General features: G+C 70.6%; 17 protein-coding genes and 5 tRNA genes. 10 read left to right on the forward strand and 12 right to left on the reverse strand.

What is annotated here, in order from left to right; genetic code table 11:
• Nucleotides 1–585: 585 nt before the first annotated feature.
• The 5 genes from ACZ5CZ_RS14370 to ACZ5CZ_RS14390 form a co-directional block, all read right to left on the reverse strand.
• Nucleotides 586–658: transfer RNA gene (locus tag ACZ5CZ_RS14370), tRNA-Lys, on the reverse strand.
• A 98-nt stretch (nt 659–756) separates the two neighbouring features.
• Entirely contained in the window at nt 757–2,262 is a 1,506-nt protein-coding gene (locus tag ACZ5CZ_RS14375) for an amino acid permease (protein ID WP_468942660.1), read from the reverse strand.
• Nucleotides 2,263–2,366: 104 nt separating this feature from the next.
• Nucleotides 2,367–4,553, reverse strand: a complete 2,187-nt coding sequence (locus tag ACZ5CZ_RS14380; RefSeq protein WP_468942663.1) for a DEAD/DEAH box helicase — start codon at nt 4,551–4,553, stop codon at nt 2,367–2,369.
• Between the two features lie 225 nt (nt 4,554–4,778).
• On the reverse strand, nt 4,779–5,318 hold the full coding sequence (locus ACZ5CZ_RS14385) for a hypothetical protein (RefSeq protein ID WP_468942665.1): 540 nt from the start codon (nt 5,316–5,318) through the stop codon (nt 4,779–4,781).
• 100 nt (nt 5,319–5,418) lie between these two features.
• Nucleotides 5,419–5,769 carry a metallopeptidase family protein gene (locus tag ACZ5CZ_RS14390; RefSeq protein WP_385841364.1) on the reverse strand — a complete coding sequence of 117 codons (351 nt, stop codon included), beginning with the start codon at nt 5,767–5,769 and terminating at the stop codon, nt 5,419–5,421.
• A 60-nt stretch (nt 5,770–5,829) separates the two neighbouring features.
• Here ACZ5CZ_RS14390 and ACZ5CZ_RS14395 point away from each other — a divergent pair, with 60 nt between their 5' ends.
• From ACZ5CZ_RS14395 to ACZ5CZ_RS14430, 8 genes are all read left to right on the forward strand, one after another.
• A complete protein-coding gene (locus tag ACZ5CZ_RS14395; RefSeq protein ID WP_468942669.1) occupies nt 5,830–7,413 on the forward strand; it encodes a metallophosphoesterase family protein in 1,584 nt (527 codons plus the stop codon).
• A 79-nt stretch (nt 7,414–7,492) separates the two neighbouring features.
• Nucleotides 7,493–7,565 (forward strand) — tRNA-Glu (locus ACZ5CZ_RS14400).
• Nucleotides 7,566–7,601: 36 nt separating this feature from the next.
• A tRNA-Asp gene (locus tag ACZ5CZ_RS14405) sits at nt 7,602–7,676 on the forward strand.
• Nucleotides 7,677–7,700: 24 nt separating this feature from the next.
• A tRNA-Phe gene (locus ACZ5CZ_RS14410) sits at nt 7,701–7,774 on the forward strand.
• Between the two features lie 67 nt (nt 7,775–7,841).
• Nucleotides 7,842–8,183, forward strand: a complete 342-nt coding sequence (locus ACZ5CZ_RS14415; RefSeq protein WP_385841366.1) for a hypothetical protein — start codon at nt 7,842–7,844, stop codon at nt 8,181–8,183.
• 80 nt (nt 8,184–8,263) lie between these two features.
• Nucleotides 8,264–12,208 (forward strand): ATP-dependent RNA helicase HrpA, encoded by a 3,945-nt coding sequence (hrpA, locus tag ACZ5CZ_RS14420; protein ID WP_468942673.1) that lies wholly within the window; start codon nt 8,264–8,266, stop codon nt 12,206–12,208.
• Between the two features lie 95 nt (nt 12,209–12,303).
• A tRNA-Asp gene (locus tag ACZ5CZ_RS14425) sits at nt 12,304–12,378 on the forward strand.
• 167 nt (nt 12,379–12,545) lie between these two features.
• Nucleotides 12,546–12,731 (forward strand): DUF6274 family protein, encoded by a 186-nt coding sequence (locus tag ACZ5CZ_RS14430; protein WP_385841368.1) that lies wholly within the window; start codon nt 12,546–12,548, stop codon nt 12,729–12,731.
• Nucleotides 12,732–13,202: 471 nt separating this feature from the next.
• On the opposite strand, the gene bldC is transcribed toward ACZ5CZ_RS14430, so the two are convergent.
• Entirely contained in the window at nt 13,203–13,409 is a 207-nt protein-coding gene (bldC, locus tag ACZ5CZ_RS14435; RefSeq protein ID WP_003949541.1) for a developmental transcriptional regulator BldC, read from the reverse strand.
• Nucleotides 13,410–13,927: 518 nt separating this feature from the next.
• Entirely contained in the window at nt 13,928–14,770 is an 843-nt protein-coding gene (locus tag ACZ5CZ_RS14440) for a DUF8083 family protein (RefSeq protein ID WP_385841369.1), read from the reverse strand.
• A 224-nt stretch (nt 14,771–14,994) separates the two neighbouring features.
• Here ACZ5CZ_RS14440 and ACZ5CZ_RS14445 point away from each other — a divergent pair, with 224 nt between their 5' ends.
• Complete coding sequence (locus ACZ5CZ_RS14445; protein WP_468942677.1) at nt 14,995–16,101, forward strand: Leu/Phe/Val dehydrogenase; 1,107 nt, start codon at nt 14,995–14,997, stop codon at nt 16,099–16,101.
• Between the two features lie 305 nt (nt 16,102–16,406).
• Nucleotides 16,407–16,661, forward strand: coding sequence for a DUF3073 domain-containing protein (locus ACZ5CZ_RS14450; protein ID WP_385841371.1), 255 nt, complete (start codon nt 16,407–16,409; stop codon nt 16,659–16,661).
• 129 nt (nt 16,662–16,790) lie between these two features.
• On the opposite strand, the gene purM is transcribed toward ACZ5CZ_RS14450, so the two are convergent.
• From purM to ACZ5CZ_RS14475, 5 genes are all read right to left on the reverse strand, one after another.
• On the reverse strand, nt 16,791–17,858 hold the full coding sequence (purM, locus tag ACZ5CZ_RS14455) for a phosphoribosylformylglycinamidine cyclo-ligase (protein ID WP_385841373.1): 1,068 nt from the start codon (nt 17,856–17,858) through the stop codon (nt 16,791–16,793).
• Nucleotides 17,859–17,892: 34 nt separating this feature from the next.
• Nucleotides 17,893–19,422: an amidophosphoribosyltransferase gene (purF, locus tag ACZ5CZ_RS14460; RefSeq protein ID WP_385841374.1), complete on the reverse strand. Its 1,530-nt coding sequence runs from the start codon at nt 19,420–19,422 to the stop codon at nt 17,893–17,895.
• 201 nt (nt 19,423–19,623) lie between these two features.
• On the reverse strand, nt 19,624–20,091 hold the full coding sequence (locus ACZ5CZ_RS14465; RefSeq protein ID WP_468942682.1) for an META domain-containing protein: 468 nt from the start codon (nt 20,089–20,091) through the stop codon (nt 19,624–19,626).
• Nucleotides 20,092–20,126: 35 nt separating this feature from the next.
• Nucleotides 20,127–20,924 (reverse strand): maleylpyruvate isomerase family mycothiol-dependent enzyme, encoded by a 798-nt coding sequence (locus ACZ5CZ_RS14470; RefSeq protein WP_468942684.1) that lies wholly within the window; start codon nt 20,922–20,924, stop codon nt 20,127–20,129.
• Between the two features lie 59 nt (nt 20,925–20,983).
• Entirely contained in the window at nt 20,984–22,279 is a 1,296-nt protein-coding gene (locus ACZ5CZ_RS14475; RefSeq protein ID WP_468942686.1) for a hypothetical protein, read from the reverse strand.
• Nucleotides 22,280–22,429 lie beyond the last annotated feature (150 nt).

The raw sequence follows: 22,429 nt of genomic DNA on the forward strand, positions 1-22,429 counted from the left end.
GGCGTTGATTTTTGGCACGCTGTTGAGTTCTCAAGGAACGGTCGCTTCCTTTGTACTCACCCTCTCGGGCTTTCCTCCGGGCGCTTCCCTTCGGTCTTGCGTTTCCGACTCTATCAGATCTTTTCTGACCCGATTCCCGGTCGGCGGGGGTTGTCTTTCCGGCCGTTGCGGGCCGTTCCGACGAGTGAGACTCTAGCGGATTCCCGGCCCCAGAGCTAATCGGGGGCCGTGTCCTTTCGGACGCGGATTCCTCATTCCGCAAATACACACGCCGAAGCACCCGACGACGTGTCGCCGATTCTTGGCTGTACTTGAGGGATGGCTCTCCGGGGCCGACCAGGGTCAGCGCCTCACACCGGAAAACCCGAAGAACTTTACGGGCCCGTATGGGGGATGTCAAACGGCGGCTGCGGCCGGTCGGGGGGCCCGTCGGCCCGGTCGGTCGGGCCGGGTGGCCGGCGCTCGACCGGTCCCGCCCGGTGGGGGGCTGACGTGGCGTCGGAAACGCCGCAGCGCCCGCGCCGGCCGGAGCCGATGCGGGCGCTGCGCAGCAGGTCAGAGGCCGTATGGCTCGCCTGCGGACGGTAGGCCCTGTGGGACTCGAACCCACAACCAATGGATTAAAAGTCCACTGCTCTGCCAATTGAGCTAAGGGCCCAGCGTTGTTGCCTGTCCGAGCATAGCGGGAGCGGGCCGGGTCTCCGATCGAGTATCGGCGACCCGGCCGCGTCGGGCGGGGTCTCGGGTCCCAGGCCGTCACTTCCCGGCCCGGTCGGGGGCGGCCGCTGGGGCGGGCCGGAGGAACCAGTGCCGGGCCGACGCCCCCCACCAGACCGCCGCGAAGCCCAGGACGACCAGGACGGCGACGGGGGCGTAGTTGAAGGTCTTCCAGGTGACCGGGGAGACCTGCGGAAGCATGAAGAGGACCGTGATCGCCAGGACCCAGAGCACGGAGACCACCCCGACGGGGACCGACCAGCGGCCCAGGTGCCAGGGGCCGCGGGCGAAGGCGGTGCCCTTGCGGACCCGGAGGAAGGTCGGGATGACGTACGCGATGTAGAGGCCGATCACGGCGATCGAGGTCACCGCCGCGTAGGCCGTCGTATTGATCAGGTAGGGCAGGCCGAGCACGAGGGCGGCGAGCGCTGCCAGCCAGACGGCCGCGACCGGGGTGCGGGTGCGCGGGCTGACCGTCTGCCAGAGGCGGGAGAAGGGCAGCGCGCCGTCGCGGGAGAAGGCGTAGATCATGCGGCTGTTGGCGGTGACGGAGGCCATCCCGCAGAAGAGCTGGGCGCCGATCACCACCAGGAGCAGCAGTTTGCCGGTCGTGGCGCCGAGCGCGTCCAGCAGGATCTGGGCCGGGGGCGCGCCGGTGGGGGACGCGACTTCGCGGTCGTAGGACTGGATGGCGAAGGTGAAGCCGAGGAGCAGGACGAAGCCCGCGATCCACGAGGTCCAGATGGAACGGACGATGCCGCGCGGGCCGGCCGTGGCCGCCTCGTGGGTCTCCTCCGTCATATGGGCGGAGGCGTCGTACCCGGTGAAGGTGTACTGCGCCATGAGGAGGCCGAGGAGGACGACGTAGGGACCGCTGCCCCAGCCCGTCTCGTTGACGAAGTGCGTGAACACGAAGGACGCGGACCGGTGGTGGTCGGGGACGAGGGCGAGCGCGCCGACGATGACGGTGACGCCCAGCACGTGCCACCACACGCTGACGTCGTTGAGGAACGCGACGATCCGCACGCCGAAGGTGTTCAGCAGGCCGTGCAGCAGCAGGATCGCGGCGAAGAGCAGGACCGTGCGGCCGGGGGTCACCGCGAAGCCGAACTGGAGGTCGAGCCAGGCGCCGAGGAAGGAGGCCGCGCCGAAGTCGACGCCCGCGGTCACCGCCACCTGGCCCAGCACGTTGAACCAGCCGGTGAACCAGGCCCAGGCCGCGGCCGACCGTGGGGGCGCCAGGCGGTGGGCCCAGAAGTAGAGGCCGGCCGAGGTCGGGTAGGCCGAGCAGATCTCGGCCATCGACAGGCCCACGGAGAGGGTCATCAGTCCCACCGCCACCCAGCCCCAGGTGATGACCGCCGGGCCGCCGGTGGTCATGCCGAAGAGATAGAGGGTCAGGCAGCCGGAGAGGACGGAGATGATCGTGAAGGAGACGGCGTAGTTCGAGAACGCCGACATGCGGCGGGCGAGGACCTGGGTGTAACCGAGCTGGGCGAGCCGTTCCTCGTCCGACGGCGTGTCCACTCGCGCATCTTCTGTCATGCCCCCAGCAATTCCCTCGGCGGGGACGTGACATGCGTCACTGCGGACGGAAGAAGGGCCCGTACGACCGGAGTCGTACGGGCCCTTCGTCAGGTCACTCGGCGTCAGCCGTTGCGCTTCCAGCGCGGCTTGTCGTCGCGGCGGCCGAAGGAGCCGGTGCCGCGGTGGTCGTCACGACGGCCGTACGGGCGCTCGTGGCCGCCGGAGCGGAAGCCCGGACGGTCGTCGCGGCGGTCGCGGTTGAACGGACGGTCGCTGCCCCGGTGCCCACCGCGCTCGTCACGGCGGAAGCCCGGACGGTCGTCACGGCGCTCGAAGCCACCGCGGCCACCACGGTCGCCGCGCTCACCACGGTCACGGTCGAAGGAACGGCGCTCGTCGCGGTCACGGTCGAACGGACGACGGTCGTCACGACGCTCGAAGCCACCACGGCCACCGCGGTCGCCACGCTCACCACGGTCACGGTCGAACGGACGACGCTCCTCGCGACGCTCGAAACCACCACGACCACCACGGTCGCCACGGTCACGGTCGAAGGGACGACGCTCGTCGCGGTCACGGTCGAACGGACGACGGTCGTCACGACGCTCGAAGCCACCACGGCCACCGCGGTCGCCACGCTCACCACGGTCACGGTCGAACGGACGACGCTCCTCGCGACGCTCGAAACCACCACGACCACCACGGTCACCGCGGTCACGGTCGAAGGGACGACGCTCCTCACGGCGCTCGTACGACGCCGAAGCCGCCGGACGCTCCTCGCGCTCGGTCTCGCGCTCCGTCGCCTCCTCGGCCACGGCCAGCTCCTCGGCCGCCGTCGCCTGGGCCTCGGCCACCGCCGTCTCCGGGTCCTCGCCGCGCTCGCGGGCGACCCGGGCGACCAGCCGGTCGGCCTCGTCGCGCAGCTCGGTCGCGCGGCGCTGGGCGCGCTCCAGCTGCTTGGTGAGCTGGGAGACCTCGCGCTCGGCCTGCTGGGCGGCGTTGGCGGCGGACTCGGCCTGCACCTCGGTCATGGAGCGGGCGCCGGTGATCTCGGCGACCTCCGGGTCGAAGGCGGCGCCGCCCTGGATGATGTGGCGGGCCGCGTCGACGCCGGCGTCCTCCATGAGGCGGAAGATCTGGCGGCGCTGGTGCGGCAGGGACAGCGACACGACCGTGCCGGTACGGCCCGCACGCGCGGTACGGCCGGCGCGGTGCAGGTAGTCCTTGTGGTCGCCGGCCGGGTCCACGTTCAGGACCAGGTCGATGCCGTCGACGTGGATGCCGCGGGCGGCGACGTCGGTGGCGACCAGGACGTTGACGTACCCGTCCTTGAAGTCGGCCAGGGTGCGGGTGCGGGCGCCCTGGGTCATGCCGCCGTGCAGCGCGTCGGCCTTCACGCCGGCCTCGCGGAGCTGCTCGGCGACGCGGTCGGCGCCCAGCTGGGTGCGGACGAAGATGATCGTGCGGCCCTTGCGGGAGGCGATCGCGGCGGTGACCGGCGCCTTGTCCTTGGGCTTCACGATGAGGATGTGGTGCGACATGGTCGTCACCGCGCCCTGGGCCGCGTCCACCTCGTGGGAGACCGGGTTGTTCAGGTAGCGGTCGACGAGAGTCTGGATCTCGTTCTCCATGGTGGCGGAGAAGAGCATGCGCTGGCCGCCGGCCGGGACCTGGTCGAGCAGCTCGGTGACCTCGGGCAGGAAGCCCAGGTCGGACATCTGGTCGGCCTCGTCCAGGACGGTGATCTGCACGTCCTCGAGGGAGCAGGCGCCGCGGTTGATGATGTCGCGCAGGCGGCCGGGCGTGGCGACGAGGATGTCGACGCCGCGCTCCAGGGCGTAGATCTGGTTGCCCATCGAGGTGCCGCCGCAGACGACCTTCATCTTCAGGCCGAGGACGTCGCCGTAGGGCTGGAGGGCGTCGGCCACCTGCATGGCCAGCTCACGGGTGGGCGTGAGGATGACGGCACGCGGCCGCTTCTTCTCGGTGCGGCCGCCGGCCAGCGTGGCCAGGGTCGGCAGACCGAAGGAGAGGGTCTTGCCGGAGCCGGTGCGGCCACGGCCGAGGATGTCCTTGCCGGTCAGGGCGTCCGGGATGGTCGCGGCCTGGATCGGGAAGGGGGTGGTGACGCCGTTCTGTGCGAGCTTGCGCACGATTCCCTCGGGGAGGCCGAGGTCGGCAAAGGTGGTCTGGGGGGTGGTGTCAGCGGCCTCGGGGGCCTCGGTGACCTCGGTCGTCTCTTCCACGAGAGAGTCGTTCTCGAACTCGTTCTCGGACACGACGATCTGGTCAGTACTGGACACGGACATGCGAATGCGAAACCTTCCGGAGTCTCTTCGGCACGCGCCCGTCAACTCCGTGATTCGCTCACGACCGCCTCAATGCGGTCCGCCACGGCAAAGGAGAGTACGCGCCACACGGCGCGCTCTGTGGTGGCGCCGGGCAAATGGGATCAAACGATCTACCACCATACGCACCTCCCACCCCTGATGGCAAACCGATCTCCCGGCGACCCCGGTGAGCTGCGCGTTCTCTCACGCGGGCGCCCCCGCCTCCGGGGCGGGTTCCCGCTGCACCAGCTGGGTGCCGGTCTGCTCGTGCGCCGAGGACGACGGTTCGGCCGACGGCGGCGCCGAGGTGACCGGGGGCGGGGTGGAGGCCGGGGGCGGCGGCGGGGCGGCGGAGGTGGCCGGGGGCGGCGGCGGGGTGTCGGTCGGCGCCGGATCGCCGGGCTGCGCGGACGGGGCGGGCTTGCCGGGCTTGCCGGGGGGCCGCCGGGGCGCGGTGGAGGCGCTGTCCCCGGCGGACGGGGCGGCGGCCGAGGCCGAGGCCGACTCCCCGGGCTTCGCCTTGCCGCCGTCGCCGTGCTTGCCGTCGCCGCCCGCGGCCTCGTCCCGCCCCGCGCCGGCCACTCCGGGCGCGGGCCCGCCGTCGGGGGCCTTCGCGCCGTGCCGGTCCGTCGCGTGGGAGGGCCGGGCCGGGTCCGCGTTCGCGCCCACGTTCACGCAGCCTGCGGCGACGGAGACGGCCAGCGCCGTGACGACCAGACGGACAGGTACGTACAAGGGGCGCACGGCGGCCACCTCCGAGGGCGAGGGAAGGAGTCAACCTCCCCAACTCCCGCCGCCCGCAGGAGGACACGCGCCGCGTGCGCACCGCCGGCCCGGCCGCGGCTCACCCGTATCCGAGGCCGTGCAGACGCGCGTCGTCGATGCCGAAGTGGTGGGCGATCTCGTGGACCACGGTCACCTCGGTCTCCGCGACGACGTCCTCGCGGGTCTCGCACATCCTGAGCGTCGGCCCCCGGTAGACGGTGATCCGGTCCGGCAGGACGCCGGCGTACCACTCGCCCCGGTCGGTCAGCGGGGTGCCCTCGTAGACCCCGAGCAGCTCGGGGTCGTCGGCGGGCGGCTCGTCCTCCACGAAGACGGCCACGTTGTCCATGAGCCGCGTCAGCTCCGGGGGGATCCGGTCCAGCGCCTCGGCGACCAGTTCCTCGAACTCCTCGCGCGTCATCTCCAGCACAGGGTCATTGTCCGGTACCGATGCCGCATAGCGCGGCTGGGACTTGGGCATACGGGACCAATGGCCCGCGTCCCCCGCGCAGCCCTGCGCCTCCTGCCGATCCGGACCGCCCGCCGCGCCCGCCGTCCCCGCCCGCATTCCGCCCCGGACCTGCCCGACCTGGACCTCCCTGAGCTGAATACCGCCGCCCGGCGCCGCCCCTGGCTCGGCGCGCTCGGCCTGACCGCGGTCGTCCTCGTCGGCGCCTGGCTGGGCCTGCTGGTCGTCGGGAACGTACGGACCCCGGTCGGCCCGATGGACACCACGATGGCCCTGCGGCCCTCCCTCAGCGGCGGTACGAAGATCAACGTGTCCCCGCTGGGCTCCCTCACCCTGGACAGCCATGTGGCGCCGGTCCGCCTGGACGTCAACGTCGACCAACTGGACCCGGCGCGCTCCCAGGCCCTGGTCGACCACCCGGAGCGGCTCTCCGGCCTCCAGGGCCAGGTGGTCCACGACGTCGAGCACGGAACCCTCGATCTCGCCGTGCGCTCCTGCGCCGCCGTCGTCGTCGGCGCCACGGCGCTCGGCCTCGCCGTCTACCGGCGCCCGCGCCGCGCCCTGACGGCCGGCGGGCTGGCCCTGGCACTGCTCGGCGCCTCGGGCGCGTCGGCGTACGCCACCTGGAACCCGCAGTCGGTACTGGAGCCGAAGTTCTCCGGACTGCTGTCCTCGGCCCCGTCCGTGATCGGCAACGCACGCAGCATCGTCACCGAATTCGACGTCTACCAGCAGGAGTTGGCGCGCCTGGTGACGAACGTGAGCAAGCTGTACGACGTCACGTCCACCCTCCCGGCCTACCAGCCCGACCCCTCCACCCTCCGGGTGCTGCATGTGTCGGACATCCATCTCAACCCTGCGAGCTGGAAGATCATCGCGTCGCTTGTGAAGCAGTACCGGGTGGATGTGATCGTCGACTCCGGCGACACGATGGATCACGGCACGACGGCGGAGAACGCCTTCCTGGACCCGGCCGGCCGCCTGGGCGTGCCGTATGTGTGGGTGCGGGGCAACCATGACTCCGCGGCCACCCAGCGCTATCTGGAGCGCACGAAGAACGTGCATGTGCTGGACGGCGGCCGGGCGGAGACGGTGGCCGGGCTGCGGTTCGCGGGCATCGGCGATCCCCAGTTCACCCCCGACCGCTCGACGGTGCCCGGCGGTGACGCCGCCGAGCGGCTGGCCGGCGACCGGCTGGCCAGCGCCCTGCGGGACCAGAAGGCCCGGGGCACCCCGGTGGACGTCGCCGTCGCGCACGAGCCGGCCGCGGCCCGCGAGACGGACGGCACGGTGCCGCTGGTGCTCTGCGGGCATCTGCACCACGAGGGCACCGAGACACTGCCCTTCGGCACCCTGCTGCGGATGGAGGGGTCCACGGGCGGCAGCGGGCTGCGGGCCGTGGAGCGCTCGTACCCGGCGCCGATCGAGGCCTCGATCCTCTACTTCGACCGGCACGACCACCGGCTCCAGGCCTGGGACGCCATCGAACTGGGCGGACTGGGACTGACAACGGCCGAGGTCAGCCGCCATCTGGCCGACCAGAACCACCCCGGCTCGGCCCCCGGTGGCACCCCGTCCGGGGCGCCGTCCCGCCACTCCCCGTAAACCGTTTTGGCGATCCCCGCCGCCATCCCATATGCTTCTCACGTCCCCGACGCGCTGAGAAGCGCCAGGCGGGCCGATAGCCCTCATCGTCTAGCGGCCTAGGACGCCGCCCTTTCAAGGCGGTAGCACGGGTTCGAATCCCGTTGGGGGCACGCATTACCGTGTGCGACACTGTTGCATACACGCTTGGTCCTGTGGAGCAGTTTGGAGTGCTCGCCACCCTGTCAAGGTGGAGGCCGCGGGTTCAAATCCCGTCAGGACCGCTGGTGTTTCACGTGAAACACCGTGGCTGGGTAGCTCAGTTGGTACGAGCGTCCGCCTGAAAAGCGGAAGGTCGCCGGTTCGACCCCGGCCCCAGCCACAGCCAGAAGGCCCCGTTCGTCAGAACGGGGCCTTCTTCGTTACCGGTGGTTCTTCGTGGGGGAACGATGAGCGGCAGCGAGAGCAAGGTCGTCCGGGACACCGACATAGAGAAGACGCGGGCGCGGTACGGGCTGCTCGCGGTCCTCTTCAGCAATCTGGCGATCGTCGCCGTCGCGGGCATCGGGGTGTGGCGGCTCGACGGGGACAAGGGCGTGATCGTCGGGGTCCTCACCGCCGCGTTCACGGCCGTGAGCAGCATGACGACGGCGTACCTGGGGATCAAGGCCGTCGCCAACACGGCGAGGGCGGTGAGCCTCGGGGGGCATGCACAGCCCAGCGCCTCCACGCCGCCCGCTCAGCCCGCTCCTTCGGCGCCGTCGGCACCGCCCGCGCAGCGGGCCTCCTAGGGCGGCTCGTCCTGGGCTTCGCCGGGCCCGGAGCAAATCGTTCGCGCGTTTTTCGGGCGGGGTGAGATCCTGGATCGCGTATGTCTACGCATCCCGCCCCCGCCCTCGGCACCCTCGCCCCCCGTCTGACCGAGCTGTCGCTGCGTGACGCGCACCGGCTCGGGCGGCGGCTCGAGGGCGCGCGCAAGATCCGTAAGCCGGAAGCCCGTGCCGCCGTCCTCGCCGAGATCGAGGCGGAGGTCGACCGGGCCGAGGCCCGCATGGCCGAGCGGCGCCTCCGCGTGCCGGCGGTCGCCTACCCCGAGCAGTTGCCCGTCAGCCAGAAGAAGGACGAGATCGCGGCCGCCATCCGCGATCACCAGGTCGTCATCGTCGCCGGTGAGACCGGGTCCGGTAAGACCACGCAGATCCCGAAGATCTGTCTGGAGCTGGGCCGGGGTGTCCGGGGCATGATCGGGCACACCCAGCCCCGCCGGATCGCCGCGCGCACCGTCGCCGAGCGGGTCGCGGAGGAGCTGCGGACGCCGCTCGGCGAAGCCGTCGGCTGGAAGGTGCGCTTCACCGACCAGGTGAACCAGGACGCCACCTTCATCAAGCTGATGACGGACGGCATCCTGCTCGCGGAGATCCAGACCGACCGCGAGCTGCGCGCCTACGACACGATCATCATCGACGAGGCCCACGAGCGGTCCCTCAACATCGACTTCCTGCTCGGCTATCTGGCACAGCTGCTGCCCAAGCGGCCGGATCTCAAGGTCGTCATCACCTCCGCCACCATCGACCCCGAGCGCTTCTCCCGGCACTTCGGCGACGCGCCGATCGTCGAGGTGAGCGGGCGGACGTACCCGGTGGAGGTGCGCTACCGGCCGCTCCTGGAGGAGGACTCGGAGGACGCCGACCGGGACCAGATCACGGCGATCTGCGACGCGGTCGAGGAGCTCCAGACCGAGGGCAAGGGCGACATCCTCGTCTTCCTCTCCGGCGAGCGGGAGATCCGGGACACGGCCGACGCACTGGAGAAGAAGAAGTACCGGTTCACGGAGATCCTTCCGCTGTACGCCCGGCTGTCCCATGCCGAGCAGCACCGGGTGTTCCAGCCGCACACCGGGCGCAGGATCGTTCTGGCGACCAACGTCGCCGAGACCTCCCTCACCGTGCCCGGCATCAAGTACGTCATCGACCCCGGCTTCGCCCGGATCAGCCGCTACAGCCACCGCACCAAGGTCCAGCGGCTGCCCATCGAGCCGATCTCGCAGGCCAGCGCCAACCAGCGCAAGGGCCGCTGCGGCCGGACCAGCGACGGCATCTGCATCCGGCTGTACAGCGAGGACGACTTCCTGTCCCGGCCGGAGTTCACCGACGCGGAGATCCTCCGCACCAACCTCGCCTCCGTCATCCTCCAGATGACCGCGGCCGGCCTCGGCGACATCGAGAAGTTCCCGTTCATCGACCCGCCGGACCACCGCAACATCCGCGACGGCGTGCATCTGCTCCAGGAGCTGGGCGCGCTCGACCCCGCCCAGAAGGACCCGCGCAAACGGCTCACCGACCGCGGCCGCAAGCTCGCCCAGCTGCCCGTCGACCCGCGGCTGGCCCGGATGGTGCTGGAGGCCGACCGCAACGGCTGTGTCCGCGAGGTCATGGTCATCGCGGCCGCCCTGTCCATCCAGGACCCGCGGGAGCGCCCGGCCGACAAGCAGGCCCAGGCCGACCAGCAGCACGCCCGCTTCAAGGACGAGACCAGCGACTTCCTCGCCTACCTGAATCTGTGGCGGTACGTCCGCGAGCAGCAGAAGGAGCGGGGCTCCAGCTCGTTCAGGCGGATGTGCAAGCAGGAGTACCTGAACTTCCTGCGCATTCGCGAATGGCAGGACATCTACACCCAGCTGCGCACGGTCGCGAAGCAGATGGGCATCCATCTCAACGAGGAGGACGCCCCGGGCGACCGCATCCATGTCTCGCTGCTCGCCGGCCTTCTCTCGCACATCGGGATGAAGGACGTACGCGACGGCAACAAGAACGAGTACCTGGGCGCCCGCAACGCCAAGTTCGCGATCTTCCCGGGTTCGGCGCTGTTCAAGAAGCAGCCGAAGTTCGTGATGTCGGCCGAGCTGGTGGAGACCAGCCGGCTGTGGGCGCGGGTCAATGCCAAGATCGAGCCCGAGTGGGTCGAGCCGCTCGCCGGACACCTGCTGAAGCGGACGTACAGCGAACCGCACTGGGAGAAGGACCAGGCGGCCGTGATGGCGTACGAGAAGGTCACGCTGTACGGCGTACCGATCGTCGCCCAGCGGAAGGTGAACTACGGGCGGGTCGACCCCGAGGTCAGCCGCGAGCTGTTCATCCGCAACGCGCTGGTCGAGGGCGACTGGCGCACGCACCACAAGTTCTTCGCGGACAACCGCAGGCTGCTGAGCGAGGTCGAGGAGCTCGAACACCGCGCCCGGCGCCGGGACATCGTCGTGGACGACGACACGCTGTTCGACTTCTACGACCAGCGGGTGCCCGAACACGTCGTCTCCGGCGCCCACTTCGACTCCTGGTGGAAGCGGAAGCGGCACGAGCAGCCGGACTTCCTGGACTTCGAGCGGGAGATGCTCATCCGGGAGTCGGCGGAGGCGGTCACCAAGGCCGACTATCCGGACTCCTGGCGGCAGGGCGACCTCACCTTCCGGGTCACCTACCAGTTCGAGCCGGGTGCGGACGCGGACGGTGTGACGGTCCACATCCCGCTCCAGGTCCTCAACCAGGTGGCCGACGAGGGCTTCGACTGGCAGATCCCGGGTCTGCGCGAGGAGGTGGTGACGGAGCTGATCCGTTCCCTCCCCAAGCCGATCCGCCGCCACTACGTGCCCGCGCCGAACTACGCGAAGGCGTTCCTGGAGAAGGCGGTGCCCCTCCAGGAGCCGCTCACCGTGGCGATGGCCCGGGAGCTGAAGCGGATGGTGGGCGTGCCGTTCGAGGCGGACGACTTCGACTGGTCCAAGGTGCCCGACCATCTCAAGATCACCTTCCGGATCGTCGACGAACGGCGGCGGAAGCTGGCCGAGGACAAGGACCTGGAGACGCTGCGGCTCCAGCTGAAGCCGAAGGCGCGCAAGGCGCTGTCCCAGGCCGCCGCGGCGACCGCGTCCCGCGAGGGCGGCGAGTCCCTGGAGCGCAAGGGGCTGACCGACTGGACGATCGGCACGCTCAGCCGGGTCTTCGAGACCCGCCGGGCCGGCCAGCCCGTGAAGGCCTACCCGGCGCTCGTGGACGACGGGGACACGGTCTCCGTGCGTCTCTTCGACACGGAGGCCGAGCAGGCGGAGGCGATGTGGAAGGGCACCCGGCGCCTGATCCTGCGCAACATCCCGGTGAACCCGGCGAAGTTCGCGTCCGAGAAGCTGACCAACCAGCAGAAGCTCGGCCTGTCGGCCAACCCGCACGGGTCCATCCAGGCCCTCTTCGACGACTGTGCGATGGCGGCGGCGGACAAGCTGATCGCGGACTTCGGCGGGCCGGTGTGGGACGAGGAGTCCTACCGGAAGCTGTACGACAAGGTGCGCGCGGAGATCGTGGACACGACGGTCCGTACGGTCGCCCAGGTGCAGCAGGTGCTGGCGGCCTGGCAGGCCTGTGAGCGCCGTCTGAAGGCCACCAGCAGCCCGGCGCTGCTCGCGAACCTGACGGACGTCCGCAAGCAGCTGGACGCGCTGGTGAAGCCCGGTTTCGTCACCTGGGCCGGGATACGGCGGCTGCCCGACCTCATGCGCTACCTGGTGGCCGCCGACCGGCGCCTCCAGCAGATGCCGACGGGCGTCCAGCGGGACACCACGCGCATGGAGAAGGTGCACGAGATGCAGGACGAGTACGCCTGGCTCCTGGAGCAGCTCCCCAAGGGCCGCCCGGTGCCGGCCGCCGTCCTGGACATCCGCTGGATGATCGAGGAGCTGCGGGTCAGCTACTTCGCCCACGCTCTGGGCACGGCGTACCCGGTGTCGGACAAGCGGATCGTGAAGGCGATCGACACGTTGGCACCGTAACGGACTGCACACGGAGGGTGAGTTCGACCAGACACCTCACCCTCCTGTACAGTCCTTCTCGCAGCGCAGGAAAGAAACAAAGCGCCGCGAAACCTGGTCCTGTGGAGCAGTTTGGAGTGCTCGCCACCCTGTCAAGGTGGAGGCCGCGGGTTCAAATCCCGTCAGGACCGCACAGTAGAGAAGGGCCCTCATCCAAGCGGATGAGGGCCCTTCTTCGTGTCTCCGTCAGGGGTCCGCGTAGGGAGCGGTGGAGGGCGGCCGGGGTTGACGGGGGTGGGTTCCGTCGGTAACCAGGGAGCAGGGTCCGTTCCGCCGTGGGGGGCTCCGGAGGTGGCGTATGGCGGCATCGGTCAGGCATGAGACGCGGGCGCTCCTGAGGGCGCATCTGGCGGCCGCCTCGTCGTACCGGCACCTCACCCGGCACTGTCCGGTCTGCCACCACCTCCTGCGGCTCGCCATGGCCGCCGGCCCGCTGCCCCCGGAGGGCGAGGAAGAGGCGGACGAAGGTCCCGGGAGCGCGTGACCCCGAGGATGCCTGCGGATGTCCCAACGCCCTTACGGGTATGGGAATCTGGAACAGGTGATTCCACTAGTGGATGAGGGCCACCGGCGACAAGCGCCCAGGCGTGTGACGGGAGTCACCGCATGTGTTTTTGAAATGGTGGAACTTAACCCCTCCCTACAACAGGTCAATTTAATATGTGCAATTGCACCTCCCCGAGGGGCACCGCACAGCGCTTCCGACAGCCCTCCCCAGACTCCGACAAGCCCGCTCACAGGGCCGCCCCCACACGGCACCCGGCGCACAAAAAAGATCGCGCTGGACTCGGCGGAGTCCAGCGCGATCTACGACGCACCCTGTGTCGCTGCCTGCAACGTTGTCTTCGGCTTGGGCGAGGGATCTGTTGGGGCAGGTCCCGCGTCGCTTGGAGCTAGGGGTTCGGGCACCACGGCCAGTTGGGGGACCTGCCGTTTTGCCCGGTTATGCAGTTGTTCAGGCCTCGCTGCGCTGCTGCGGGATGCCCGCCAGCAGAGCGCGGACCTCAGCCTCGCGGTAGCGGCGGTGTCCGCCGAGCGTGCGAATGGACGTGAGCTTGCCGGCCTTCGCCCACCGCGTGACCGTCTTGGGGTCGACACGGAACATGGTGGCGACCTCAGCCGGGGTCAGCAGCGGCTCGGCATCAGGGGTGCGAGCGGTCATGAGCGGCCTCCTCGGGAGAACCGAACCTTCTCGGTTCTTTCCTCTAAATTCTGCACCTTGACCCGCGTTGCCCGAAATGGCGGACGCGAGTCGAGTCGGTTATAGGACGAACGGCTTGTCCTCGGCACTACAACTACACCATCTGTCCAGCCCCGTCGGCCAAACCGATGGAATTGCCCTCCCAGGTGTTCATCAGCGACGGAAGCCGATGGACCATGCCATAGCGGACAGTCACGCCACTGTGACGATCAGTCACAGGACGATCAGGAGTCACCAGACCCCCCAAAGCGTGCAATGCGGAGATTCCGCCCATAGTGGAGCATAGTTGGACGGTGAGAGCCCTCCCCGGGCTCCTTGTCCTATTTTGGCACGAGGGGCGGCAAGAGGCGCAAGGGCCGCGTAAGTGCAGTCCGTCACCCTTGACGTGAAAGTCCGGATCGGGACCAACGTCCCGTCACACCGTCAAGTGCCCTAGACCGTACGTCGTTCGAGGCCGTTCGAGCCGTGACCTACGTCACTCAGTTCGCGGAGCGCCGGTCCCGTACCGTGCGCCACCGCTCCACGAGCCGGGTGTACGCCTCCCCGGCCGCCCCGCCGTCGCCCCGGCGCAACGCCTCGATGCCGGCCGCCACGTCCGCCGCCGAGTGGTCGTCCGACAGCTGCCCCGCCGGCACCACGTGCACCAGTCCGCCGTAGTCCAGCTCCACCAGCGAACGCGGATGGAACTCCTCCAGCCAGCGGCCGACGTCCACCACGCCGTCGATCAGCGGGCCCTCCTCGACGGTGTCCCGCAGCGTGCGCAGCGCCCGTGCCACCCGGCGTCGGGCCTGGACCATCGGGGTGCGGTAGCGCAGCACCGGGGGCAGCTCGGGGGTGCCCGGGTCGTAGCTCCGCTCCTCGTCCGAGACCAGCACGAACCAGTTCAGCGGCACCTGCCAGGTCGCCGTACGGATCCACGGGCGGGCGTCCGGATTGCGGGCGAGCCAGCGCTCGTAGTCCTGGGCCGCCTGGTGGCGCACCAGCGGGGGCAGCACCGCGTCCAGCACCGCCGCCGGCAGCTCCTCGGCCAGCTCGCCGAGCGCCTGCCAGCCGCGCAGCCGGGTCCGCCAGGGGCAGACGCAGACCACGCCGTCCAGCTCCAGCACGAAGGCGTCGCCGCTCTCGTGCACCGGCACCGCGACCGGCGGGGTGGGCAGCAAGTCCGCCAGGGAGCGACGCAGTTCGTCCTGGTAGGAGGGGCGCTCGGGGCGGCGGGCGTAGCGCGCCCAGTGACTGCGCTCGGGCTCCGGGAAGGCGCCCAGCGGCTCGTACACGCGCAGATACGCGGCATAGGGGACGACCACGGAGGACACCTTCGGCACGCCTGCTCCCTCCCCACCCGGCCCGGCTCGAAAACCGCGGCGGAAACCGCGGCAAAACCACGGCAAATCGTGCCACGCTCATACGTGCGGAACGGGCGCGGGAGAGTGATCCTGAACACTGCACGGATGGTGGTCGTGCCAAGGCTCTACGCTCATGCCACGGCACCCCGCCACCCGTACGGGGTCCGGCCCCACCCGCCGCTATGTACACAGGAGTCACCACAGTGACCGACGTAACCGGCGCACCTGCTGATGTCCTGCACACCCTGTTCCACTCGGACCAGGGAGGCCATGAGCAGGTCGTGCTCTGCCAGGACCGCGCGACCGGTCTGAAGGCCGTCATCGCCATCCATTCCACCGCCCTGGGCCCGGCCCTCGGCGGCACCCGCTTCTACCCGTACGCCACCGAGGCCGAGGCCGTCGCGGACGCCCTCAACCTCGCGCGCGGGATGTCGTACAAGAACGCCATGGCCGGGCTCGACCACGGCGGCGGCAAGGCCGTGATCATCGGCGACCCGGAGCGCGACAAGACCGAGGAGCTGCTGCTCGCCTACGGCCGTATGGTCGCCTCGCTCGGCGGCCGCTACGTGACCGCGTGCGACGTCGGCACCTATGTCGCCGACATGGACGTGGTGGCCCGCGAGTGCCGCTGGACCACCGGCCGCTCCCCGGAGAACGGCGGCGCCGGCGACTCCTCCGTGCTCACCGCCTTCGGCGTCTACCAGGGCATGCGCGCCTCCGCCCAGCACCTGTGGGGCGACCCCTCGCTGCGCGGCCGCAAGGTCGGCGTCGCCGGTGTCGGCAAGGTCGGCCACCACCTGGTCAGACACCTGCGCGACGAGGGCGCCGAGGTCGTGATCACCGATGTGCGCGCGGACGCCGTCCAGCGCGTCCTCGACCAGCACCCCGAGGGCGTGACGGCGGTCGCCGGCACCGAGGAGCTGATCCGGGTCGAGGGGCTGGACATCTACGCCCCCTGCGCGCTCGGCGGCGCCCTGAACGACGACACCGTCCCGGTGCTCACCGCCTCGGTGGTGTGCGGCGCGGCCAACAACCAGCTCGCCCACCCGGGTGTGGAGAAGGACCTCGCCGACCGCGGGATCCTCTACGCGCCGGACTACGTGGTGAACGCGGGCGGGGTCATCCAGGTCGCGGACGAGCTGCACGGGTTCGACTTCGACCGGTGCAAGGCCAAGGCGGCGAAGATCTTCGACACCACGCTGGCAATATTCGCACGTGCGAAGGAAGACGGGATCCCGCCGGCCGCCGCGGCCGACCGGATCGCGGAGCAGCGGATGGCGGAGGCACGGGCCGCCGGCACCGCGGGCTGAGCCGGTCCGAGCCGGAATCGATCGCACATATGAGCGGTACCCGCCGGTGGGACTTCGAGAGAACTCTCACTTCCGTCGGCGGGTCGTTCCCCGATAAGTGGTTAAAATCGCCACTGACCAGCGAGGACAGGGCGCCTCGAAGGTCCTGGGCACACGCGCGTGCTGCGGGCGACGTACCGTATGGGCGCGGGCTCAGGTACCGTGGAAGCCCTACGGACCGGCCTCTCCATGGAGAGTCCGTTCCAGAACATGAACGCGTGTCAGACTCTGGGGCCGTCGAGCCCCGTCGTTGAGGGGGTCGAGCCATGGGGCGCGGCCGGGCCAAGGCCAAGCAGACGAAGGTCGCCCGCCAGCTGAAGTACAACAGCGGTGGGACGGACCTCTCACGCCTGGCCGAGGAGCTGGGCGCATCGACGTCGAACCAGTCGCCGAACGGCGACCGTTTCGAAGACGCCGATGAGCATGACGACGACGACCTGTACTCCCGTTACGCCGACCTCTACGAGGACGACGAGGACGACGAGGACGCGGGTCCCTCACAGCACCGTCGAGGCGCTTGACCTTGTGCTGAGCAACAGTCCGGTCGGTGGCACCGCCACCGACCGGCTTCTGTGCTGTCCGCACACAGGTCTGCACAACGGTCCGCGCAGCGGTCCGTACGGCCGCCCGCGCGAACGGGCGGCGTCCGGTCAGACGGCGTAGTCCCCCACCAGCTCCGCGCCGGTCTCCTGCGCGCCACGCTCGGTGATCTCGCCCGCGACCCAGGACTCGACACCCCGGTCGGCCAGCGTCGTGAGGGCCACCTCGACCGACTCCTGCGGGACGATCGCCATCATGCCGACGCCCATGTTCAGGGTCTTCTCCAGCTCCAGGCGCTCGACGTTGCCGGTCCTGCCGACCAGATCGAAGATCGCACCCGGGGTCCAGGTGGAGCGGTCGACGGTGGCGTGCAGCCCGTCCGGGATCACCCGGGCCAGGTTGGCCGCGAGCCCGCCGCCGGTGATGTGCGAGAAGGCGTGCACATCCGTCGTACGGGTCAGCGCCAGGCAGTCCAGCGAGTAGATCTTCGTCGGCTCCAGCAGCTCCTCGCCGAGGGTGCGGCCCAGCTCCGCGATCTCCGCCTCCAGGGCCAGCCCGGCCGTCTTCAGCAGGACATGGCGGACCAGGGAGTACCCGTTCGAGTGAAGACCGGAGGACGCCATGGCGATGACCGCGTCACCCGTGCGGATACGATCCGCGCCCAGCAGCCGGTCGGCCTCCACGACGCCCGTACCGGCGCCGGCGACGTCGAAGTCGTCCTCGCCCAGCAGACCCGGGTGTTCGGCCGTCTCGCCGCCCACCAGGGCGCACCCGGCCAGCACACAGCCCTCCGCGATGCCCTTGACGATCGCCGCGACCCGCTCGGGGTGCACCTTGCCGACGCAGATGTAGTCGGTCATGAACAGCGGCTCGGCACCGCACACCACGATGTCGTCCATGACCATGGCGACCAGGTCGTGGCCGATGGTGTCGTACACACCGAGCTGCCGCGCGATGTCGACCTTGGTGCCGACGCCGTCCGTGGCGGAGGCGAGCAGCGGGCGCTCGTAGCGCTTGAGGGCGGAGGCGTCGAAGAGGCCGGCGAAGCCGCCGAGGCCGCCGAGGACCTCGGGACGCTGCGTCTTCTTCACCCACTCCTTCATGAGCTCGACGGCGCGGTCGCCCGCCTCGATGTCGACGCCCGCTGCTGCGTAGCTGGCACCAGTTGTCTCAGACATGACTGTGAGAGCTTTCGTGTCGTACTGCGGGGGTCTACGGGCGACGGATGGCGTCGGCCGCGGCCGTGGCGGCGGGCCCGGCGGCCAGCTCGGTCTCCAGCAGCTGCTTGCCGAGCAGCTCCGGGTCCGGCAGCTCCATCGGGTACTCGCCGTCGAAGCAGGCACGGCACAGGTTCGGCTTGGCGATGGTGGTCGCCTCGATCATGCCGTCGATGGAGATGTAGGAGAGCGAGTCGGCGCCGAGGCTGGTGCCGATCTCCTCGATCGTCATGCCGTTGGCGATCAGCTCCGCGCGCGTGGCGAAGTCGATGCCGAAGAAGCAGGGCCACTTCACGGGCGGCGAGGAGATCCGGATGTGGACCTCGGCGGCGCCGGCCTCGCGAAGCATGCGGACCAGGGCCCGCTGGGTGTTGCCGCGCACGATGGAGTCGTCGACGACGACCAGGCGCTTGCCCTTGATGACTTCCTTCAGCGGGTTCAGCTTCAGCCTGATGCCCAGCTGGCGGATGGTCTGCGAGGGCTGGATGAAGGTGCGGCCGACGTAGGCGTTCTTCACCAGACCCGCGCCGAAGGGGATCCCGGAGGCCTCGGCGTAGCCGATCGCGGCCGGGGTGCCGGACTCCGGGGTCGCTATGACGAGGTCGGCCTCGACCGGCGCCTCCTTCGCGAGCCGGCGGCCCATCTCCACCCGGGAGAGGTACACGTTCCGGCCGGCGATGTCGGTGTCCGGGCGGGCCAGGTAGACGTACTCGAAGACACAGCCCTTGGGCTTCGCTTCCGCGAACCGGGAGGAGCGCAGGCCGTTCTCGTCGATGGCGACGAACTCGCCGGGCTCGATCTCGCGCACGTAGCTGGCGCCGCAGATGTCGAGGGCGGCGCTCTCCGAGGCGACCACCCAGCCGCGCTCCAGGCGGCCGAGGACCAGCGGGCGGATGCCCTGCGGGTCACGGGCGGCGTAGAGGGTGTGCTCGTCCATGAAGACGAGGGAGAAGGCACCGCGCACCTTCGGGAGGACCGTGTGAGCGGCCTCCTCGATGGTCAGCGGCTTGCCGTCCGCGTCGACCTGGGCGGCGAGCAGCGCCGTCAGCAGGTCGGTGTCGTTGGTGGCCGCGACCCGGGTGGAGCGGCTGTTGTTGTCGTTCGGGAGGTCGGCGACCATCTCGGCGAGCTGCGCCGTGTTGACCAGGTTGCCGTTGTGGCCGAGCGCGATCGAACCGTGCGCGGTGGCGCGGAACGTCGGCTGGGCGTTCTCCCACACGGAGGCACCGGTGGTCGAGTAGCGGGCGTGTCCGACCGCGATATGACCCTGGAGCGAACCGAGAGAGGTTTCGTCGAAGACCTGGGAGACCAGGCCCATGTCCTTGAAGACGAGGATCTGGGAGCCGTTGCTTACCGCGATTCCCGCGGATTCCTGACCCCGGTGCTGGAGGGCGTAGAGCCCGAAGTACGTGAGCTTTGCGACCTCTTCGCCCGGAGCCCAGACACCGAAGACGCCGCAAGCGTCCTGGGGGCCTTTTTCGCCGGGAAGCAGATCGTGATTGAGTCGACCGTCACCACGTGGCACGCCACCGAGTGTAGGCGAGGTCGACCACTGGTCCGAATTGGGGATACCGGCCCGTAACCGGGCGGAGGATACCGATCAGTTTGGCGGATCCTGCGTTTGTGCAGGTCAGCGCGGCGTGATGGTGGTGGGTGCGGCCCGTGGGCGGCGCGTGCGGGCGGCCCGTGGCGGCCTCTGTCGTATGCGCGAGTGAGGTGTCGCACATCATTCGGCGGTGGTGCGCACGAGGCGTACGAGGTCTCCGTCACGTGTGGTGAGCACGAGCCGGTCGTGGTCGCGGGCGGCGGTGAGGGTGTGCCCGGCGAGGGTCCGGGCGAGGGCCCGTTCGAAGGTCATCCGCGCCGGGTCGCAGGCCATCCGGGTGGTCCGCAGACCGCCGAAGGTGACGTGGTCGCCGTGCACGGTGGCCTCGGCGCTGAAGCCGTTGCAGCCGAGGTTGCCCGCCGCGCGGCCGTCCGCGTCGATGCGCAGCCGGGCGGTGGCGGGGGCGTGCCGGGTGGTGCCGTCGGCGGTGAGGCTCTCGACCCGCCACTCGACGCCGGTCACCGGTTCCCGTGGGGTCGCCTGTGAGGTCACCGCACCACTGTGCGCCGGGTTGCCGGCGCAGGCCAGGGTGAGCGGCAGGAGCAGGGTGGCGGCGGCGGAGGCCAGGTGCTGCTTGTACCGGTTCATGGTGGTTCGACGCCCGGCCGGCCGGGGCGGTTCCCTCAGCTCATCAGCGGCAGCAGGCCCCCGATGTCCGCGCGCTCCCCGCTCGCGCTGACCTTCGCCGCCGCGACGGCGTCCGCCCAGGCCAGCCGCCCGGTGGCGAGCCGGGTCCAGGTCAGCGGGTCGGTCTCCACCACGTTGGGCGGGGTGCCACGGGTGTGCCGGGGCCCCTCGACGCACTGCACGACGGCGTACGGCGGCACCCGCACCTCGGTCGAGCCGCCGGGCGCCTTCACCGCGAGCGCGTCGGCGAGCAGCCGGGTGGTGGCGGCCAGGGCCTGCCGGTCGTACGGGATCTCCAGGCCGGGTACGGCGGCGGCCAGGTCGTCGGTGTGGACGACGAGTTCGACGGCCCGGGTGACCAGGTAGTCGTCCAGGGACAGCGCGCCCGCGTTGGTCTGGAGCAGCCGGCTGCCGGGGTGCTCGGCGAGCAGCTCGCGCAGGGTGGCGTCGACGTCCGCGAGATAGGCGTCGAGGTCGGGGTGTTCGGCGGCCAGGGCGCGGGTGAACTCGTCGATGGCGGCGGAGCTGGCCGCGGTGGCGAAGGGCCAGTCGAGCAGGACGGCGTCCGCGCGGGCCGGCGCGGGCAGGGCGAGGGCCCGGTGTACGGCGGTGACCGCCATCCCGATGTGCGCGACCAGCTCGCTGACGGTCCAGGCGCCGAGCCGGGTGGGCAGCGCGAGCTGCTCCGGACCGAGACCGCGGGCGGCCGTGCGGACATGGCCCCACTGGGCGAGGACCGCGGCACGGGTCCGGGCGGGGTCGTAGCTGCGGGCGCGCTTCTTGGCCGGGGACATGCCGGCGAGCTTATGCCGTCGGGGCGGCGCTCTTCAGGGCGTTTCCGGGGCGCCGCCGGTCACCGGTGCGGAGTCGCCGCGTCCTGGTCGGCGGTCAGGCGCTCCCGCCACTCGCGGACGCAAGACGGGGACAGGGCGGCCAGGCGGGCTATCTCCGTGTCGTCACGTCCGTCGCCCCACGCCAGCACGCGGGTCACGGTGCGGTTCCGGGCGGCGCGGAAGTCCCTGAGCATCCCTTCGAGGCGTTCCACCTCCTCGCCCTCCTGCACGAGCTGCCGGTCGACGGCGGCCCGTTCCTCGGCGCGCATCTGCCACAGATAGCCGGGCAGGCCGGTGAGGACCAGGCCCTCCTCGCCCGCGGCGTTCTGGAAGCGTTCGGCGAGGGCGCCCAGCACGCAGTCCGGCACATCGGCGAGGGTGGCCCCGGGCGGCTTGGCCGCCTCCCAGGTGCGCCGGCCCGCCTCCGTCGCCTCCAGCCAGCCCCGGGCCTCCGTCGGGGTGCGGTCGCCGCAGGCCCGGGCGCGCCAGGCGTACAGCGCGGCGCGGTGGCCGTAGAAGCGGTACCCCTCCTCGATCCGCAGGCCGCTGTCCTGGCAGATCCGCCCCGGCACCCCGCCGTAACCGGAACCGGAGCCGGAACCGGACTCGGGGTCCGGCTCGGGCCGGTAGTCGGCGTAGGCGTCCAGTTCGGCGTCGGTGGCCGTGGCCCAGGAGGGGTCGCACAGACCGGGGTTGCGGGCGAGGAACGTGCCGACCTCGACCCGCCGGTCCGGCACCGGGCTCATCCGCAGCCGGGGCCAGACGACCGCCCCGGAGGCGTCGAAGGCGTAGGTCGCGGCCTGCTCGATGTCGTCCCAGGCGGTGGCGGCCTCGGCGGACCACTCCAACTCCCCGGCCGGGCCCACCCGGTGCACCGAGTCCACCAGCCGCTGCACGGCGGGCAGGATCCGCGAGCAGAGCCCGTGCAGTTCCTCGGCGGTGAAGAAGTGCCAGGAGTAGCCGCGCTGTTCGTCGTGGGACAGGTGGGTCAGCAGGTGCACCAGCACACCGGGGGCGGGCAGTGCCCCGTCGTCGAGCGCCCCGCGCGGCACGCCCGGAAGCCGGCTGTCGAGCTGCTCGCGCGGGGCCCGCCAGTCGACGTCGCCGAACCAGACCGTGCCGCTGTTCACATCGACGGCCAGCCACTGGTGGTAGCCGGTCCCGGGGCCGTACCGCTCCTCCTGCTGTTCGGCGTCCTCGTCGTGCCAGACGTACTCGGCGGGGGGCGGATTCAGCTGTACGGCCACGAAGCCGTCCTCGGCGCGGTAACCGGTGAGGATCCGGGCCGTTCTCGGCGTGCTGTCGGCGGCGGTCATGAGGGGTGTCCTCTCGGTGGAACAGCAACCGCCGCAACCGTAGTGCGCCCGCCGGGCATTACTTCATTTTTCAGTCATTTAGTACCGGACCGGCCGGGCCCCCGGTCCCCGGCGGCACACGACCGCACCGGCGTCTACGCGCATTGCGAT

This window comes from Streptomyces sp. NPDC031418 (genome assembly GCF_055581605.1).

Coding starts and splice junctions, on each gene's coding strand:
- ACZ5CZ_RS14375 (WP_468942660.1), bottom strand. CDS start 2,262: ATGACAGAAGATGCGCGAGTGGACACGCCGTCGGACGAGGAACGGCTC.
- ACZ5CZ_RS14380 (WP_468942663.1), bottom strand. CDS start 4,553: ATGTCCGTGTCCAGTACTGACCAGATCGTCGTGTCCGAGAACGAGTTC.
- ACZ5CZ_RS14395 (WP_468942669.1), top strand. CDS start 5,830: ATGGCCCGCGTCCCCCGCGCAGCCCTGCGCCTCCTGCCGATCCGGACC.
- ACZ5CZ_RS14415 (WP_385841366.1), top strand. CDS start 7,842: ATGAGCGGCAGCGAGAGCAAGGTCGTCCGGGACACCGACATAGAGAAG.
- hrpA (WP_468942673.1), top strand. CDS start 8,264: ATGTCTACGCATCCCGCCCCCGCCCTCGGCACCCTCGCCCCCCGTCTG.
- ACZ5CZ_RS14430 (WP_385841368.1), top strand. CDS start 12,546: ATGGCGGCATCGGTCAGGCATGAGACGCGGGCGCTCCTGAGGGCGCAT.
- bldC (WP_003949541.1), bottom strand. CDS start 13,409: ATGACCGCTCGCACCCCTGATGCCGAGCCGCTGCTGACCCCGGCTGAG.
- ACZ5CZ_RS14450 (WP_385841371.1), top strand. CDS start 16,407: ATGGGGCGCGGCCGGGCCAAGGCCAAGCAGACGAAGGTCGCCCGCCAG.
- purM (WP_385841373.1), bottom strand. CDS start 17,858: ATGTCTGAGACAACTGGTGCCAGCTACGCAGCAGCGGGCGTCGACATC.
- ACZ5CZ_RS14465 (WP_468942682.1), bottom strand. CDS start 20,091: ATGAACCGGTACAAGCAGCACCTGGCCTCCGCCGCCGCCACCCTGCTC.
- ACZ5CZ_RS14470 (WP_468942684.1), bottom strand. CDS start 20,924: ATGTCCCCGGCCAAGAAGCGCGCCCGCAGCTACGACCCCGCCCGGACC.
- ACZ5CZ_RS14475 (WP_468942686.1), bottom strand. CDS start 22,279: ATGACCGCCGCCGACAGCACGCCGAGAACGGCCCGGATCCTCACCGGT.